The 14,167-nt window shown below is 43.4% G+C and carries 13 protein-coding genes and 1 pseudogene; 6 read left to right on the plus strand and 8 right to left on the minus strand.

Annotation, left to right across the window (positions count from 1 at the left end; all coding sequences use genetic code 11):
- Together D9603_RS13225 and ompR are read right to left on the minus strand one after the other, a co-directional pair.
- A pseudogene (locus D9603_RS13225) lies at positions 1–206 on the minus strand (two-component system sensor histidine kinase EnvZ); the annotation flags it as partial.
- A gap of 5 nt (positions 207–211) precedes the next feature.
- A complete protein-coding gene (ompR, locus tag D9603_RS13230; protein WP_125253724.1) occupies positions 212–931 on the minus strand; it encodes a two-component system response regulator OmpR in 720 nt (239 codons plus the stop codon).
- Between the two features lie 213 nt (positions 932–1,144).
- Here ompR and greB point away from each other — a divergent pair, with 213 nt between their 5' ends.
- Complete coding sequence (greB, locus tag D9603_RS13235) at positions 1,145–1,630, plus strand: transcription elongation factor GreB (RefSeq protein ID WP_125253725.1); 486 nt, start codon at positions 1,145–1,147, stop codon at positions 1,628–1,630.
- A gap of 89 nt (positions 1,631–1,719) precedes the next feature.
- Positions 1,720–4,032, plus strand: a complete 2,313-nt coding sequence (locus D9603_RS13240; protein ID WP_128731664.1) for a Tex family protein — start codon at positions 1,720–1,722, stop codon at positions 4,030–4,032.
- Positions 4,033–4,161: 129 nt separating this feature from the next.
- Here the strand turns inward: D9603_RS13240 and D9603_RS13245 are convergent, their stop codons facing one another.
- From D9603_RS13245 to bioH, 3 genes are all read right to left on the minus strand, one after another.
- Positions 4,162–5,046, minus strand: coding sequence for a putative metalloprotease CJM1_0395 family protein (locus D9603_RS13245; protein ID WP_128731665.1), 885 nt, complete (start codon positions 5,044–5,046; stop codon positions 4,162–4,164).
- A complete protein-coding gene (locus D9603_RS13250) occupies positions 5,046–5,354 on the minus strand; it encodes a hypothetical protein (protein WP_125253728.1) in 309 nt (102 codons plus the stop codon). The genes D9603_RS13245 and D9603_RS13250 overlap by 1 nt, the downstream gene beginning before the upstream one ends.
- 107 nt (positions 5,355–5,461) lie before the next feature.
- Complete coding sequence (gene bioH / locus D9603_RS13255) at positions 5,462–6,199, minus strand: pimeloyl-ACP methyl ester esterase BioH (protein ID WP_128731666.1); 738 nt, start codon at positions 6,197–6,199, stop codon at positions 5,462–5,464.
- Positions 6,200–6,256: 57 nt separating this feature from the next.
- Here bioH and D9603_RS13260 point away from each other — a divergent pair, with 57 nt between their 5' ends.
- Positions 6,257–6,925 carry a phosphoribosyltransferase family protein gene (locus D9603_RS13260; RefSeq protein WP_128731667.1) on the plus strand — a complete coding sequence of 223 codons (669 nt, stop codon included), beginning with the start codon at positions 6,257–6,259 and terminating at the stop codon, positions 6,923–6,925.
- Positions 6,926–6,975: 50 nt separating this feature from the next.
- On the opposite strand, the gene D9603_RS13265 is transcribed toward D9603_RS13260, so the two are convergent.
- Positions 6,976–9,501: a M14 metallopeptidase family protein gene (locus D9603_RS13265; protein WP_128731668.1), complete on the minus strand. Its 2,526-nt coding sequence runs from the start codon at positions 9,499–9,501 to the stop codon at positions 6,976–6,978.
- 145 nt (positions 9,502–9,646) lie between these two features.
- Here D9603_RS13265 and nfuA point away from each other — a divergent pair, with 145 nt between their 5' ends.
- Entirely contained in the window at positions 9,647–10,222 is a 576-nt protein-coding gene (nfuA, locus tag D9603_RS13270; RefSeq protein WP_128731669.1) for a Fe-S biogenesis protein NfuA, read from the plus strand.
- Positions 10,222–10,500, plus strand: a complete 279-nt coding sequence (locus D9603_RS13275) for a hypothetical protein (protein ID WP_125253733.1) — start codon at positions 10,222–10,224, stop codon at positions 10,498–10,500. The genes nfuA and D9603_RS13275 overlap by 1 nt, the downstream gene beginning before the upstream one ends.
- Here D9603_RS13275 and D9603_RS13280 read toward each other — a convergent pair.
- A complete protein-coding gene (locus D9603_RS13280) occupies positions 10,497–11,765 on the minus strand; it encodes an MATE family efflux transporter (protein ID WP_128731670.1) in 1,269 nt (422 codons plus the stop codon). The two genes, D9603_RS13275 and D9603_RS13280, sit on opposite strands and share 4 nt — an antisense overlap.
- 27 nt (positions 11,766–11,792) lie before the next feature.
- Here D9603_RS13280 and D9603_RS13285 point away from each other — a divergent pair, with 27 nt between their 5' ends.
- A complete protein-coding gene (locus D9603_RS13285) occupies positions 11,793–12,842 on the plus strand; it encodes a polysaccharide deacetylase family protein (RefSeq protein WP_128731671.1) in 1,050 nt (349 codons plus the stop codon).
- A 293-nt stretch (positions 12,843–13,135) separates the two neighbouring features.
- Here the strand turns inward: D9603_RS13285 and D9603_RS13290 are convergent, their stop codons facing one another.
- A complete protein-coding gene (locus D9603_RS13290; protein ID WP_125253736.1) occupies positions 13,136–14,164 on the minus strand; it encodes a chemotaxis response regulator protein-glutamate methylesterase in 1,029 nt (342 codons plus the stop codon).
- Positions 14,165–14,167 lie beyond the last annotated feature (3 nt).

Genomic DNA, 14,167 nt, shown 5'->3' on the forward strand with positions numbered 1-14,167 from the left:
TTTTGAGATAACTCACTGCCAACCTCAACTCCCTCTTCCCAATCAATGAAGACCGTTTTGACTTGCTTGGCTAACATTAAATTGACTTGTTCAAATGTCGGTTTAAACACATAAAGGGTGACAGTAATATATGACACAACCTGATTTATCAGCAGCAAAGCACCAACAAAGAAAACGGTTTGCCCAAAAGCACTTCTTGGTAACATCGCAGCTACTTCACGCCGTCAGGCACAAACACGTAACCTAGACCCCATACGGTCTGGATATAACGCGGATTTGACGCATCATCTTCAATCATCCGACGCAGTCGAGAGACCTGAACATCTATACTACGCTCTAGCGCACTATAATCTCGGCCTCTGGCAAGATTCATTAACTTATCACGGCTTAAAGGCTCTCTTGGGTGGCTAACTAGCGCCTTCAATACTGCAAATTCACCAGAGGTCAGTGAAATTGTATTTTCTCCATGCTGCATTTCTCGAGTAGCTAGATTAAGTGTAAAATCACCAAAACTAACCTCGTTTTCCTCAGCAGCAGGAGCCCCCGGCACTTCTTTCGCACGACGGCGTAAAATAGCTTTAATACGGGCAAGCAACTCTCTGGGATTGAATGGTTTTGGAATATAATCATCTGCACCAAGCTCAAGACCAATAATCCGATCCACTTCATCACCCTTGGCCGTCAACATCACGATCGGGATTTCGTTTTCTTTTTGCCTCAAACGGCGACATATAGATAAACCATCTTCTCCCGGAAGCATCAAATCTAATACCATCAGGTGGAAGTTTTCTCGCTCTAGCAATCTATCCATTTGCTCTGAGTTAGCAGCACTTCGTACAATAAACCCTTGCTCAACTAAATAACGCTCCAATAAACTACGTAAGCGCATATCATCGTCAACGACGAGAACTTTGGTGGTTTCGTTTCCCATTTTCATTTCTTCTATTTATCAATTTACTAACGTTCACCGAGTTGCGGTATTGCGCACGCAACTTCTATTCCTGTTCATTCAACGCTCATCGTAAATCTGGACTATGTATTATTATGCTTAAATATAATTGAATTTAGTGCTTTGTGACACCATACATTGATACTAGATTGTTACCGAACATTACAACGCTTTAACTCAACAGACCTAAGCTACATGAAAACGAATTTAATCACACCCGAGGGATACCGCAAACTACAGCAAGAACATGACCATCTGTGGTTTGAAAAACGTCCAGAAATTACCAAAATAGTTAATTGGGCCGCAAGCTTAGGCGATCGCTCAGAAAATGCTGACTACACGTTCAATAAACGCCTACTGAGACAAATTGACAGGCGAGTACGCTTTTTGCGCAAGCGCTTACCTGAACTTAAAGTCGTGGAGTATAGCCCTGAACAAAACGGCAAAGTCTATTTTGGTGCATGGGTAGAGGTAGAGAGCGAAGACGGAGAAACGCGCGTATTTCGTGTTGTAGGGCCTGATGAAATATACGAACGTAATGACTATATTTCCATCGATGCGCCTATGGCTCGCGCTTTATTAGGTAAACAAGTAGATGATGAAATCATGGTCAAGACAGCCCACAGTCAGAGACTTTGGTTTATCAACCAAATCGAATATCGTAATAACACGGAACAATGATAACATTGAACTGAATTTTGCTTGCCCAACTTAACGCACTTTTATATCGGGCCTGCACAAACTGATTAAGATGAGTATAAGGATTTTGCATGAGCAATATCGCACAACGTTTAGCAACTGAGCTTAACGCCAAAGAACAGCAAGTTAATGCTGCTATCACTTTGCTAGACGAAGGGTCAACCGTACCATTCATTGCACGATACCGTAAAGAGGCAACAGGTGGCCTAGATGACACCCAACTACGCTTACTTGAGCAAAGGTTAAGCTACCTAAGAGAGCTAGATGAGCGCCGTGAGTTTATTGTCAAAACCATTGATGAACAAGGCAAGCTCACGCCTGAACTACATGCAGAAATCCAAGCGGCTGATAGCAAAACCGTATTAGAGGATTTGTACCTTCCTTACAAACCAAAGCGCAGAACGAAAGGGCAAATAGCCATTGAAGCTGGACTTGAGCCACTCGCTGACGCGCTATTTAACGATCCAAACCTTAACCCAGAGCAACAAGCAGCAACCTTTATTGACTCAGATAAAGGAGTCGCAGACAGCAAATCTGCGCTAGATGGTGCTAAATTTATCTTAATGGAGCGCTTTGCAGAAGATGCAAAATTACTTGCTAAGCTTCGCGCCCATCTCAAAGAGCATGCGCAAATAGAAGCGAAGGTCATCACAGGTAAAGAAGAGACTGGCAACAAATATCGCGATTACTTTGAGCACAATGAGCTATTAAATAAAATCCCTTCTCACCGCGCCTTGGCAATGTTAAGAGCACGTAATGAAGGAGTACTGCAGCTTTCAATCAATCCTGAGCCAAGTGTCGAAGACGCTAATCAATTTTGTGCGCAGATCATTGCCGATCATTATACTCTTGCGGTTTCAGGCGCGCCAGCGAGCGAATGGCTGATGAGCGTGGTGCAATGGGCCTGGAAGATCAAAATATCATTACACTTAGAAAATGAATTTTTGGGTGCTATGCGCGAAAAGGCTGAACTCGATGCCATCGAAGTATTTGCTAAAAATCTAAAAGACCTGTTAATGGCAGCGCCGGCCGGTGCAAAAACGACTATGGGTATCGATCCTGGCCTTCGCACTGGATGTAAGGTTGCCATTGTCGATAAAACAGGAAAATTGATTGCCACTAGCACTATTCATCCACATGCGCCTCAAAACCAATGGGAAAAGTCACTCAAGACACTTGAGCAAATGTGTCGCCAATATAAAGTTGAACTCATTGCAATAGGTAATGGTACGGCATCACGAGAAACCGATAAACTTGCAGCAGAGCTGTTAAAGAATGCCGCAGAACTCAAGCTCAATAAAATCATGGTGAGTGAAGCAGGTGCATCGGTTTACTCTGCATCTGAGTTTGCAGCCAATGAATTTCCAGATCTTGACGTGTCACTGCGCGGGGCAGTTTCTATCGCACGGAGACTACAGGATCCGCTTGCAGAGCTGGTAAAAATAGAGCCAAAATCAATCGGTGTTGGCCAATACCAGCATGATGTCTCGCAGAGCCAATTAGGACAAACACTAACAGCCGTTGTGGAAGACTGTGTAAACTCTGTTGGGGTAGACGTGAATACCGCATCAATCCCATTATTAACCAGAGTCTCGGGGTTAAACAAAACTTTAGCCAGCAATATCATCAAATATCGCGATGAAAACGGCTCTTTCACTAATCGTAAAGCACTCAAGAAAGTTGAGCGCTTGGGGCCAAAAGCCTTTGAACAGGCCGCTGGCTTTTTGCGCATCGCAAACGGTGACGATCCATTAGATGCCTCAGCGGTACACCCAGAGGCATACCCTGTCGTTAAGGCTATTTGTACAAAACAAAATATAGAAGTAGACGCATTGATAGATAATCATGATATTTTAAATCGCTTGGTTGCTAACGACTACGTAGACGAGAAATTTGGTGTACCTACCGTCACTGATATTATTAAAGAATTAGATAAGCCAGGCCGAGATCCTCGTCCTGAGTTTAAAACAGCACAATTCAAAGCGGGTGTTGAGACCATTAATGACTTAAAAGTCGGGATGACTTTAGAGGGAGTGGTGTCAAACGTTGCTAACTTTGGCGCTTTCGTTGATGTTGGTGTTCACCAAGACGGCTTAGTGCATATCTCTGCACTCACGGATAAATTTATCTCCGATCCACGTGAAGTGGTTAAAGCTGGTGATATTGTAAAAGTTAAGGTGATTGAAGTTGACGTACCTCGTAAGCGAATTAGCTTTACAATGCGCCTCAACGATGAGGTGTCACATCACCCAGCACAAAAACAAAGTACCAAGTCTCACAAAGGCAAATCAACACAAAATCCGTCAAAACCAAAATCACGAGATGCTGGTAATGCGGCCATGGGCAATGCCTTTGCAGAAGCATTTGCCAAGCTGAAAAAGTAATAATAGGGGTAATGCTCACTTCGATGAGCTAACAAAGAAAAGCGCGGCCTTAGTCGCGCTTTTCGATTTTGGGGGGATTAACTCGCTATTACTACATTGATCCGCGGAGGAGAAGACCAATATCTAGGGTTAAATCTGTACAGACAGCGAAGCTGGCTGGTTTGGCATTGCAACATGTTGGTAAAAATCTGAGATCCGAAGCGACCTGGCTTGTATTTCAGGATCAGCTTCTATCGGCATCGCTACAGCATAAGGGTCAGCATCTTGTTTGAGCTTTGCTTGCTCTTCTTCAGATTCCGCTTTCGCCTGTTCCCCACTCAAACGCCTTGTTTGAATGTTTTGCACGCGCTGACTGTCATTTTGTTCTTCACCACTAATAGCAGCCTTAGCAAGATCTGCTTGCGCCGCCGACAACTTTTGCGTTGCATCTGCAGCAATAGCCCTATCAGCGCCAGACGGCTCGGCAGGAGCCAATGCTGCGGCCCTCACCGTTTGCATTTTCTCGATCGTCGCTTGTGGATCTCCTTCGATCGGCGCGACGTCTATCATAACCTGACCACCAATGGCGTAATTATTACCATCAGGGCCACGCTGATATTCGTAACTTGGAGAGCCAGCATACTGCCCCCCAACCCTAGCATGAGCTTGTTCGTGTAATCGAACCTCTCTATCTCGAGCCTTTAACTCTTGAACAATTTGTTCTTCCTGCTCAGCTTGCTGCTGTTCTTGCTCACTTTTACCTTTTTCCTGGCCTTCCTCTTGCTGCTCCTCTCCTTTACCTTCTACTTTCTTACCTTGCTCGGTTTTTCCATCAGAGCCATAAAGTTTGGTTTCATCAGGCTCAGACGCTCTGCCTTTTTCTGAATCAGAGAGATTACGGTTATCTGCAAATGAAGGGTTAGTAGGGGTTGCCTTGGGGATCGCTTCACGTAGCTGGTTGTCGCGTACGACCGATTCGGTGTACACGTTGGCAGTGTTGAGGTTCATCGCCGGTGGTGGCGTTACTATGTTCATTACACTTTTATATCAATCAACGTACCTAGTGCTTCGTCTGCTGTGCGGATGCTTTGCACATTGGCTTTCGCATTAAATTCTTCCACTTTCAAGGCAACAACAGACTCAGTGAGACTCGGGGTCTCACTAACAGGCGCAGTCACCGCTTCTTCGGTACTCGCCCCTTGTAACTGTCGCCCAAATGCACGGTCTGTGGACGTTTGCTCTTCAGCTGCGGCTCTATTAATATCGGCACTCGCCTGAGCGATGCCTTGAGCAGCACGGTTGTAACCATCAATCCCGTTATTTAGCACATCACCTATTGGCATAAGCACACCTATTAAATAGACCTTTTCTTACTGACTAATTATTGCGCAAAAAATCAACAAAGGAAAGGAAAAGCGGCAATTTTTTGCCGCTTTATTATTTTGCTTATTTAAATAATTGATTTTAGTAATGATATAAACGTATCTTTGTGCGAAATAAATGGTGCATGAGACGCTTTTGGCAGAACATGACTCTCAAATTTAGGGTTCAATTGGCGCATTTGATCTATCGCAGCATGCGGTACAAGTGAATCTAAACGGCCAAAAATACCCGATATTGGTTGTTCAATTTCTACAAACATATCTCGTAGATCCACTGTTTCTAATATCGTAAGTCCGCCAGAAAGCGCTTTATCTTCCGCTTGGGGAAGCTGCCCAAGTAAGGTTCTAAGCTGTTTAATATCATCTCTAGCATGTTCACTTCCCATCGCTTGAATAGCCAAAAAGCGCTCAATGGTTTTACCTGTATTCGTTGTCAGTTGTGTCGCAAAGTTATTTAACACTTTAGGAGCAATGCCCGGCCAATTAAACTTTTCAGCAAAAAGTGGAGTGGAAGCGACCAATATTACTTTACTCACTTTTTCTGGAAAATGTTTCGCCAAGTAAAGTGCAAATAGCCCACCTAACGACCAACCAACAACAACACTCTGACAGGACAACTGCTCGGCGATTAGCTCTGCATTTTTTTCAAGTATATAACCACCTGCGGCACTACTTGAACCTCCAAATCCAGGAAGATTTATTGATTTGAGTGTATAGGGTACTTCACTTTGTAATGTGGCTTCACATAATTGCCACACAGCCTTATTCATTCCCCAACCGTGAAGAAATACGACTTCATTTTGCATTTGTTTCTTCTCTCAACCACACTTGAAGCCATGATAGCTAACCTAGGATGGAAAGCAATGCTCCAACTCAACAGGTGCTTTACAAGCGCAATCACACAAATTTGTACCAGTTGCGGACAACGCGCACCGGATCCTGTGTGCAAATATTGTTTACCAACATGCTTAGATTTTGATGATAAGGAGATAAATCTCTTAAGTTATCCTAATATCAAACGCTTGGTAAGCCTTGATCACTGTGATGGATTAAGTGCGGTAAGCTGGTATCGGCCACCCATTTCACACTGGCTTCAAGGGATTAAGTTTCACCACAATAAAGTACACCAGTGTGCGCTAAGTATCTTGGCGCATACACTCTGGCAGCGATTTCAAAAAGCATCCCCCCTCTGCGTAGATGTAGCGTGTTGCTTACCTTTACACCGCTTTCGCTTCATTCAAAGAGGCTACAATCAGGTGGAGCAAATATGGCAGGGGTTACCATTACAACCAACAGTTTTAATAAGAAACAAAAAAACTCAGGCGCAATCCACTCTTAGTAAAGCTCGCCGTAAAGTAAATTTACGTGGTGCGTTTTCAACCGTAACCCCTATTGAGGGAAAAAACATTCTGTTGCTAGAGGATGTGATCACAACAGGAGCAACAATGGATGCGGCAGCTAAAGCCTGCAAACAGCAAGGGGCCAAGTCGGTGTGGGCGATGAGTATTAGCCTCACACCGTTTGAAGGTTAGCTGGTAATGGGTTTATTATTTTCGCTTTATTTCATGTTTATTGCCTCTGACTATCGCACGCCTTGAGCGAAGAACAACGCATTGTTTAATAGCCTGCTTGAACCATACCAAAAACCGCGGAAGACAGGGTTATCAGCCATACCGACCACAACTCCACGACCAGCTTTTGATGCAATAAGAGCTGAAGAGCTTGCTATTTGTTCAACATTAGTAGTATTGGCGTAGCCCGACAATAGCGGAGCACTAGTATAGGCTAGCGACTCAATAAAAGGTTTATCTTTGCGATACATAACCCAAGTACTATTCTTAAACACTGGCAACTCTTTATTCTCAAAACCAAAAGAGAGTGGGTGGCTAAGGTCAAGTCGAGTATCAAAAATAGCACCGGCAATACGCTGTCTCGCGGACAATCGGTCTTTGTCTGCAAAAGTCAGATTTTTAGTATCAAATTGTCTGCGCATTTCTTTGCTAGAAGTCATCTCTGCATCAAGGAGCTGCTGTTCTATAAGCCATTGTGCACCACGCTTGTGGCCCCAAATCACTCCTCCTTTTGCTACCCAACTATGTATTTTGGCTTTTACTTTATCACTTAAATCATTGTACTTGCCATCCGCTAACAAAATATGGCTATAGCGCGTAAGTTCAAGCTTATCTATCATCTGCTTTTCTACGATAGAGGGAGCCAGCATCAGGTGCCTATCTAGGTGATACCAAAGCTCGCCTACTTCATATTGACTAATACCTGCACCTGCAAAAATAAGTACTTCTGGCTTTTGCAGTTGCAGCATTTGTCTTGAACCTAAATCTATACCGCTTTCAGTCAGCCCTGTGGTGACACTATATACTGGCAGTCCTAATTCACTTGTGATCGTTTTTAATTGCTCATACCAATCATCTTGTTGTTGAATTCCGCGAGCAATCACCAAAGTACCAGCCTGAAAGTGTTGTTTACCAGAAGTGGTCGATGCCGAAAATGGTGACATAGCAGCTGCTACTTTTACCCCACCTTGCAACAAACGATTAGCTAGCTGTGGAGCCAAATAATGATGCCAGCTTATCGCGTACGCATAGCTATCTTCTACTGGTGTAAGCTTTTGTTTTTCAGTATTCGTGTTATCACTTAACTTCAGCCCCCACTCACTTTTCAATGCAACAAAATCAAGATCGTAAGCATAAGGTATTGTCCAGCCAGAGACATCATAAAATGTGTTATCGTTGAAATGCGTTTGCGTGCTAAACAATGCTTTGATCAATCGATATTGCGGCTGCTCCAGTGGAATATATAAATCACCTTGTTGGTATACTTGGTCGTCAATTTCTTTTTCTTTTGATAAATACTTTACCTCAATCTGGTGCTGCTTTAATAAGTGAATGAATGCTTCAAAGCGATAGCTATCTTGACCACGTGCAACCACATACCCTTTAGTATCATCTTTACTCGCAAGCACCTTTGCTTGTTGGTAAAATTGTTGCTGATATTCCAGTAAAGCACGTCTATGTGTTATGCCTGCTTGAAAAGTCGATAAACTAGTAGTCACTTGGTTTTTAATCGTTTCAGCAAAGCTGAGCACACCATATTGGGTTTCTTGAGCGTGTCCTCGACTGCTCGCCTGTTCAAATAAAATTCCCACTGCGCCATTCACATCTGGATAAGTTGATCCTTTACCATAGTAAAAGTCATCAAAACTTTCTTGAGTGAAATATAGCTTACCTTGTGCATCTAAAGCTTTGGCATGAAATTTACCAATCAAGTTCGTTAACTGGGTATTCTCCGCAGGTGTAATAGGATGCGTTCTAGATGGGATCCCAGGTTGAAAAAAATAGGTGCTGTTGGGGCCCATTTCATGAAAGTCCGTTAATATATTGGGCTTCCAATTATGAAAAGCTTTGATCCTCGCACGTGATTCCGGATGCTGTAACAGCAGCCAATCACGGTTTAAGTCAAACCAATAATGATTAGTGCGACTTGAAGGCCAAGCCTCCGAGTGTTCACGATGTGCAGGATCGGTCGATGGAGAGTTACTTTTATTACTGTTAACCCACGTTGCAAAACGGGCAAGCCCATCAGGGTTCAAAGCAGGGTCTAGCAGTATAATAGCATTATCCAATAGTTGAGATACCCACTTCCCCTGCGCCGCGGCCAAATAGTAAGCAAGTAAAACAGCCGCATTGCTGCCAGACGACTCATTGCCATGCACACTGTATCCCATCCACATCACCACAGGTTTATCACTGCGGTTTGAGTCATCACCGATTGAGGCCAAGTGATTTTGTTGAATGCGGGCTAGGTTCTGCTGGTTTTTCGGCGAACTTACCTTTAATAATAATAGTGGTCGCTTTTGATGGCTGTAGCCTATCGTTTCAATGCTGAGCCTTGGACTCTCTTTAGCGAGTGTCTGAAGGTAGTGGACAATTTGATCATGGCGTAAATGCCACTGGCCCACCTCATAACCAAATGCCTGTTTTGGGGTAGTAATACTTGAGTCAAACTCCACGTCGTTACCAAAATAATATGCAACCGGTTTTGCCTGCAAGCTGAAGCTCAGCAACAAGATAAAACAGCTTATTAAGCGCATGATGGTTTCCTTTAGTTCTGTGTACTTTTCAAGCTAACAAGCACTCTGTCGATTGCCAAATTTTTACGCTGAACACTAGCGACAATACGATGAGGAGAGTATGATACGTATTAACCAAGTAATTTAGTCAAGTATAGAGCGAATTATGATCCGTATTTCAGATTCTGCACAAAGCCATTTCGCAAAGCTATTAGCAGATCAAGCTGAAGGCACCAACATTCGAGTTTTCGTGGTTAATCCAGGCACGTCTCAGGCTGAGTGTGGCGTGTCATATTGCCCAGCAGACGCTGTTGAAACCAGCGATATCCGTCTACCATTCAATGGATTTGAAGCTATTGTTGATGAAGAAAGTGCACCATTTCTAGACGAAGCCGACATCGACTTCGTTACCGATAAAATGGGTAGCCAGCTAACTCTCAAAGCACCAAATGCAAAAGCAAAACGACTACGCGAAGACGCAAGCCTTGCTGAACGTGTGGAGCATATGTTGGTCACTGAGGTGAATCCACAATTAGCAAACCATGGTGGCCAAGTTAGTCTAGTCGAAATTACTGAAGATGGTATTGCTGTACTTCAGTTTGGCGGCGGCTGTAATGGTTGCTCAATGATTGATGTCACGTTAAAAGAAGGCATCGAAAAAGAGATGGTTGCAAAGTTTGACGAAATTAATGGTGTGCGTGACATCACGGAGCATGCGCGCGGCGAGCACTCTTACTATTAATGAGCAAAGCTCTCATTTATCGCTTAGGGTCTAACCCTAAGCGAAGTCTCAAGTTTTTTCTCTTTGGTTTATGCGATGTTATTCTTGCCGCAATTCTGATTGCGCTTGGATACTATCAAGACCACCGTTTTCAGATTGCTGGCTTATTCATATTGCCAATTGGTCTGTGTAGTGCCTTTTATGGTTACATCGGTATTTTCGCCAATCGGTTTTCACAGGTCATAGAAGCACGAGAAAAACGCCGTCAAGCACTGAGAAACCAAGACCCCTTTGCCTAGGCTAATAATGCTCCCTGACGAGACAACTGGTAATATTTATATGCCAATGTCAGCCCTCGTAATCCCATAAAACAACTCATTGCCAGCCATAGCGCATGGTTTCCAAGTGAGTATGTAAGCCAAAAAGGTAAAAAGAAGCCAAAAAGTGCTGAGGTCAACATGCTGTTTCGCATTTCCTTTGCCCGAGTCAGCCCTACAAATATTCCATCAAATAAAAAGCAACTCATTGCCACTAAAGGTAAAGCCACCAGCCAAGGTAAGTAAATACTCGCAGCCGCTATAACCTCTGGTATAGTAGTAAGAGAGCCAATAATCCAGTCACCAAAAAAATAAAAGACCATACTGTAAAGTAATGCGAATAACGCTCCCCAAAACAGGCTTATTTTAACCCATAACTGCAATTGAACAGGATCCGCTCGGCCTTTAGCCGTACCCACTTTAGCCTCTGAGGCATAGGCAATTCCATCCATTGCAAAACTAACTAACATCAGAAAATTGAGCAATACAGCATTTGCCGCAAGTGTAACTTCTCCCAATCGAGCACCATAAAAGGTCATAAAGCTAAAGCACAACTGTAAGATCAATGAACGAACAAAAATATCCCTATTCAATGTCAGCAAACTCAGCCAGTGTGCTCGTTCTACAAAGCTGAACTTTAGCTCAAGCCCATGTTTATTAGCAACATTGATAGTCAGTAATATTGATAACCCCAGTGCTGCGTAGTCCGCAATCAAAGATGCCCACGCAGCCCCCGCGACCCCCCACTCAAAACCGATAACAAATAACACATCCAGAACAATATTCACGACATTAGTGAAAAGCACCAGATAAAATGGCCCGCGTCCGTAGTGCATGCCTAGCATAAAACCAAGTAGCACTAGGTTTAACATGGCAGCAGGCGCACTAAATACACGAATTTGAAAGTACAGCTTTGCTTGTGTAAATACCTCATTAGACGCATTTGACAGTGATGCGATTACTTGAAGTAAAAATGGTGATAATAAAATTAGACTCAACGCAAAACAGATTGCTATCAGCACACTAGTGTAAAGTGAACCCACGAGCTTTTCGTTATCCTGCTCGCCGCTTGACTGCGCAATTACGCCCGTTGTGCTCATTCTCAAAAAGCTAGCCAACCAAAATAGTACTGAGATAGAGCTAGACCCAAGCGCAATCCCTGCCAAAAAATGAGCACTATCTAGATGACCAATTACCGCTGTATCGACTAATCCTAACAGTGGCACCGTAATATTTGATAATATCATCGGACCTGCAAGCAGTAAGAGGCTCAGATGTTGCGCTTTATAACACTTAATAAATTGATACAACATATTATTCTTGGTTTAGCCCTGTTCTCGGCACATAGTTGGGGTGCTGTCATCTTACAGTATCATCACGTCAGTGAAAAACTTCCTGCGGTAACCAGTGTCAGTGAAGATACTTTCAAGTCACACTTGAGTTATATTAAAAACAATGGCTATAACGTGATGCCACTGCCGAAGCTATTGAATGCACTGCAATCCGAACAGACACTACCAGCAAAAACCATAGCCATCACTTTTGATGATGGCTATGAAAACAATATCACTGCCGCAGCCCCACTTTTAGAGCAGTTTGGTTTTCCGTACACTATTTTTGTCAATCCTCAACTTATCGATGAACAAAAAAGTTATGTAATGACTTGGCATGAACTGCGTAAATTGGCCAAACGAGGGGCAACGATAGCGAATCATAGTGCCAAGCATGATTACCTTCATCAAAAGCTTGATGATGAATCCATTGCCGAATGGCGAGCACGAGTCAAGCAAGATATCACTTGGTCACAACAGCGTATTAAAGAAGAAATCGGTCATGATTACCCCTACTTAGCTTACCCTTACGGCGAATTTAATCGTAAATTGCAAGAACTTGTAAGCGAGTTAGGGCTAATTGGTATTGGTCAACATTCTGGTGCGGTGGGGCTCACATCTGATTTTACGCGCCTCCCTCGGTTCCCTGCCTCAGGCATATACAGCAACCTTGAGACCCTCAAAACGAAATTAGACACCAAAGCGTTTCAATTACAAAATATGCTCTACGCAGATAGTGTTACTAGTAATACAAAACCACAAATCACTCTACATTTCAAAACTAAGGACTTTCACAATACTCAGTTTGCCTGTTACGTTTCAGGTGTTGGTCAAGCCACGCTTGTTTGGGAGTCAAAAGATAGTGTTCGGATCCAAACTCCTGCTGAATTACCTAAGGGGAGATCAAGATACAACTGTACAGCACCGTCTATTCAAGAGCCGGGGCGTTACCATTGGTTTTCTCAACCTTGGGTTATTGTAGAGCAGCAGTAGTTAGCCTGAGCATTTGATAATAATACCAATTTTCTTAATTAAGTGGTCTATTTTGAGGCGAGAAAGTCTTGTCGATAACCAGGCAAAAATTTTGCTATTTAGTTGTTCTAAATAAGAAATTTTTAACGCGGTTAGCGTCAGATTTACTCCTTCAACTTGGTAGAAGTGCTTTCAAAGCTGTATTCGTTAGAAAGAGATAGCAGTGGGTTAAGTTAGCATTAGAGCGAGTTTCGCCATAAACTCGCTCACACTCATCCTCTACTGGCACCAGCTCTATTGAGGCTCATCCGTCGTTACTTTTTTACTACATCAAGCATTGTTTCTGCTACCTTACTCAGTGGCACCAAAGATTGCACTGCACCTAACTCATAAGCCGCTCTTGGCATTCCCCATACCACAGAACTCAATTCATCCTGGGCGAATGTCTTCGCTCCGTTCTTTTTAAGTGCCAACATTGCTTTTGCTCCATCACTGCCCATTCCGGTCAGCATCACTGCACAAACATGCTTTCCTATTGGCACTAATGAATTAAATAACACCTCTACGGACGGTTTATGTCTATTCACAGGTTCGCCGTCATCCAGTCGACAAACGTACCCAGAAGATACTCTCTCGACTTTGAGGTGTTTATCACCAGGGGCAATAAACACGTGCCCGGGCTTCAACATATCGCCATCTTCTGCCTCTTTCACTGAAACTGCACACGTTCGGTCCATTCTTTGTGCGAAAGATGTACTGAATACGGGTGGAATGTGCTGAGTAATGACCACAGGCGGGGCATGAGTAGGTAGACGCATTAATACTTCACGTATAGCTTCCGTCCCTCCGGTTGAAGCGCCGATAGCAAGAATAGCATTGTGTGCAAAGGTGAAGGAGGTTCCTACCTCTAATTGTCTTTCTGACTTTGGTGCTTTAAATGTTCGCACTCTGGCTTTGGCTGCGACTTTTACTTTTTTCTGCAGAATATCTGAATATGATTGCAGTTGCTCTATAACATGACTGGTCGGCTTAGAAACAAAATCAACGGCACCTAGTTCTAAAGCCTCAATAGTTGCAGGTGACCCTTCTTGTGTCAGCGTTGATATCATCACCACTGGCATAGGCCTCAAACGCATCAAGTTTTTTAAAAAACTGATACCATTCATTCTTGGCATCTCAATATCTAGCGTCAGCACATCCGGCGCGGTTGATTTAATCAACTCTCGTGCTTGATACGGATCCTCCGCGACGCCTACAACCTCAATACCATTCCCCTGATTTAATATTTCTTTTAATAAGCCGCGTATTAGCGGTGAATCATCGACAATAAGAACTTTGACCATATT

Source organism: Pseudoalteromonas sp. PS5 (assembly GCF_004103255.1).
Taxonomy (GTDB): domain Bacteria; phylum Pseudomonadota; class Gammaproteobacteria; order Enterobacterales; family Alteromonadaceae; genus Pseudoalteromonas; species Pseudoalteromonas peptidolytica.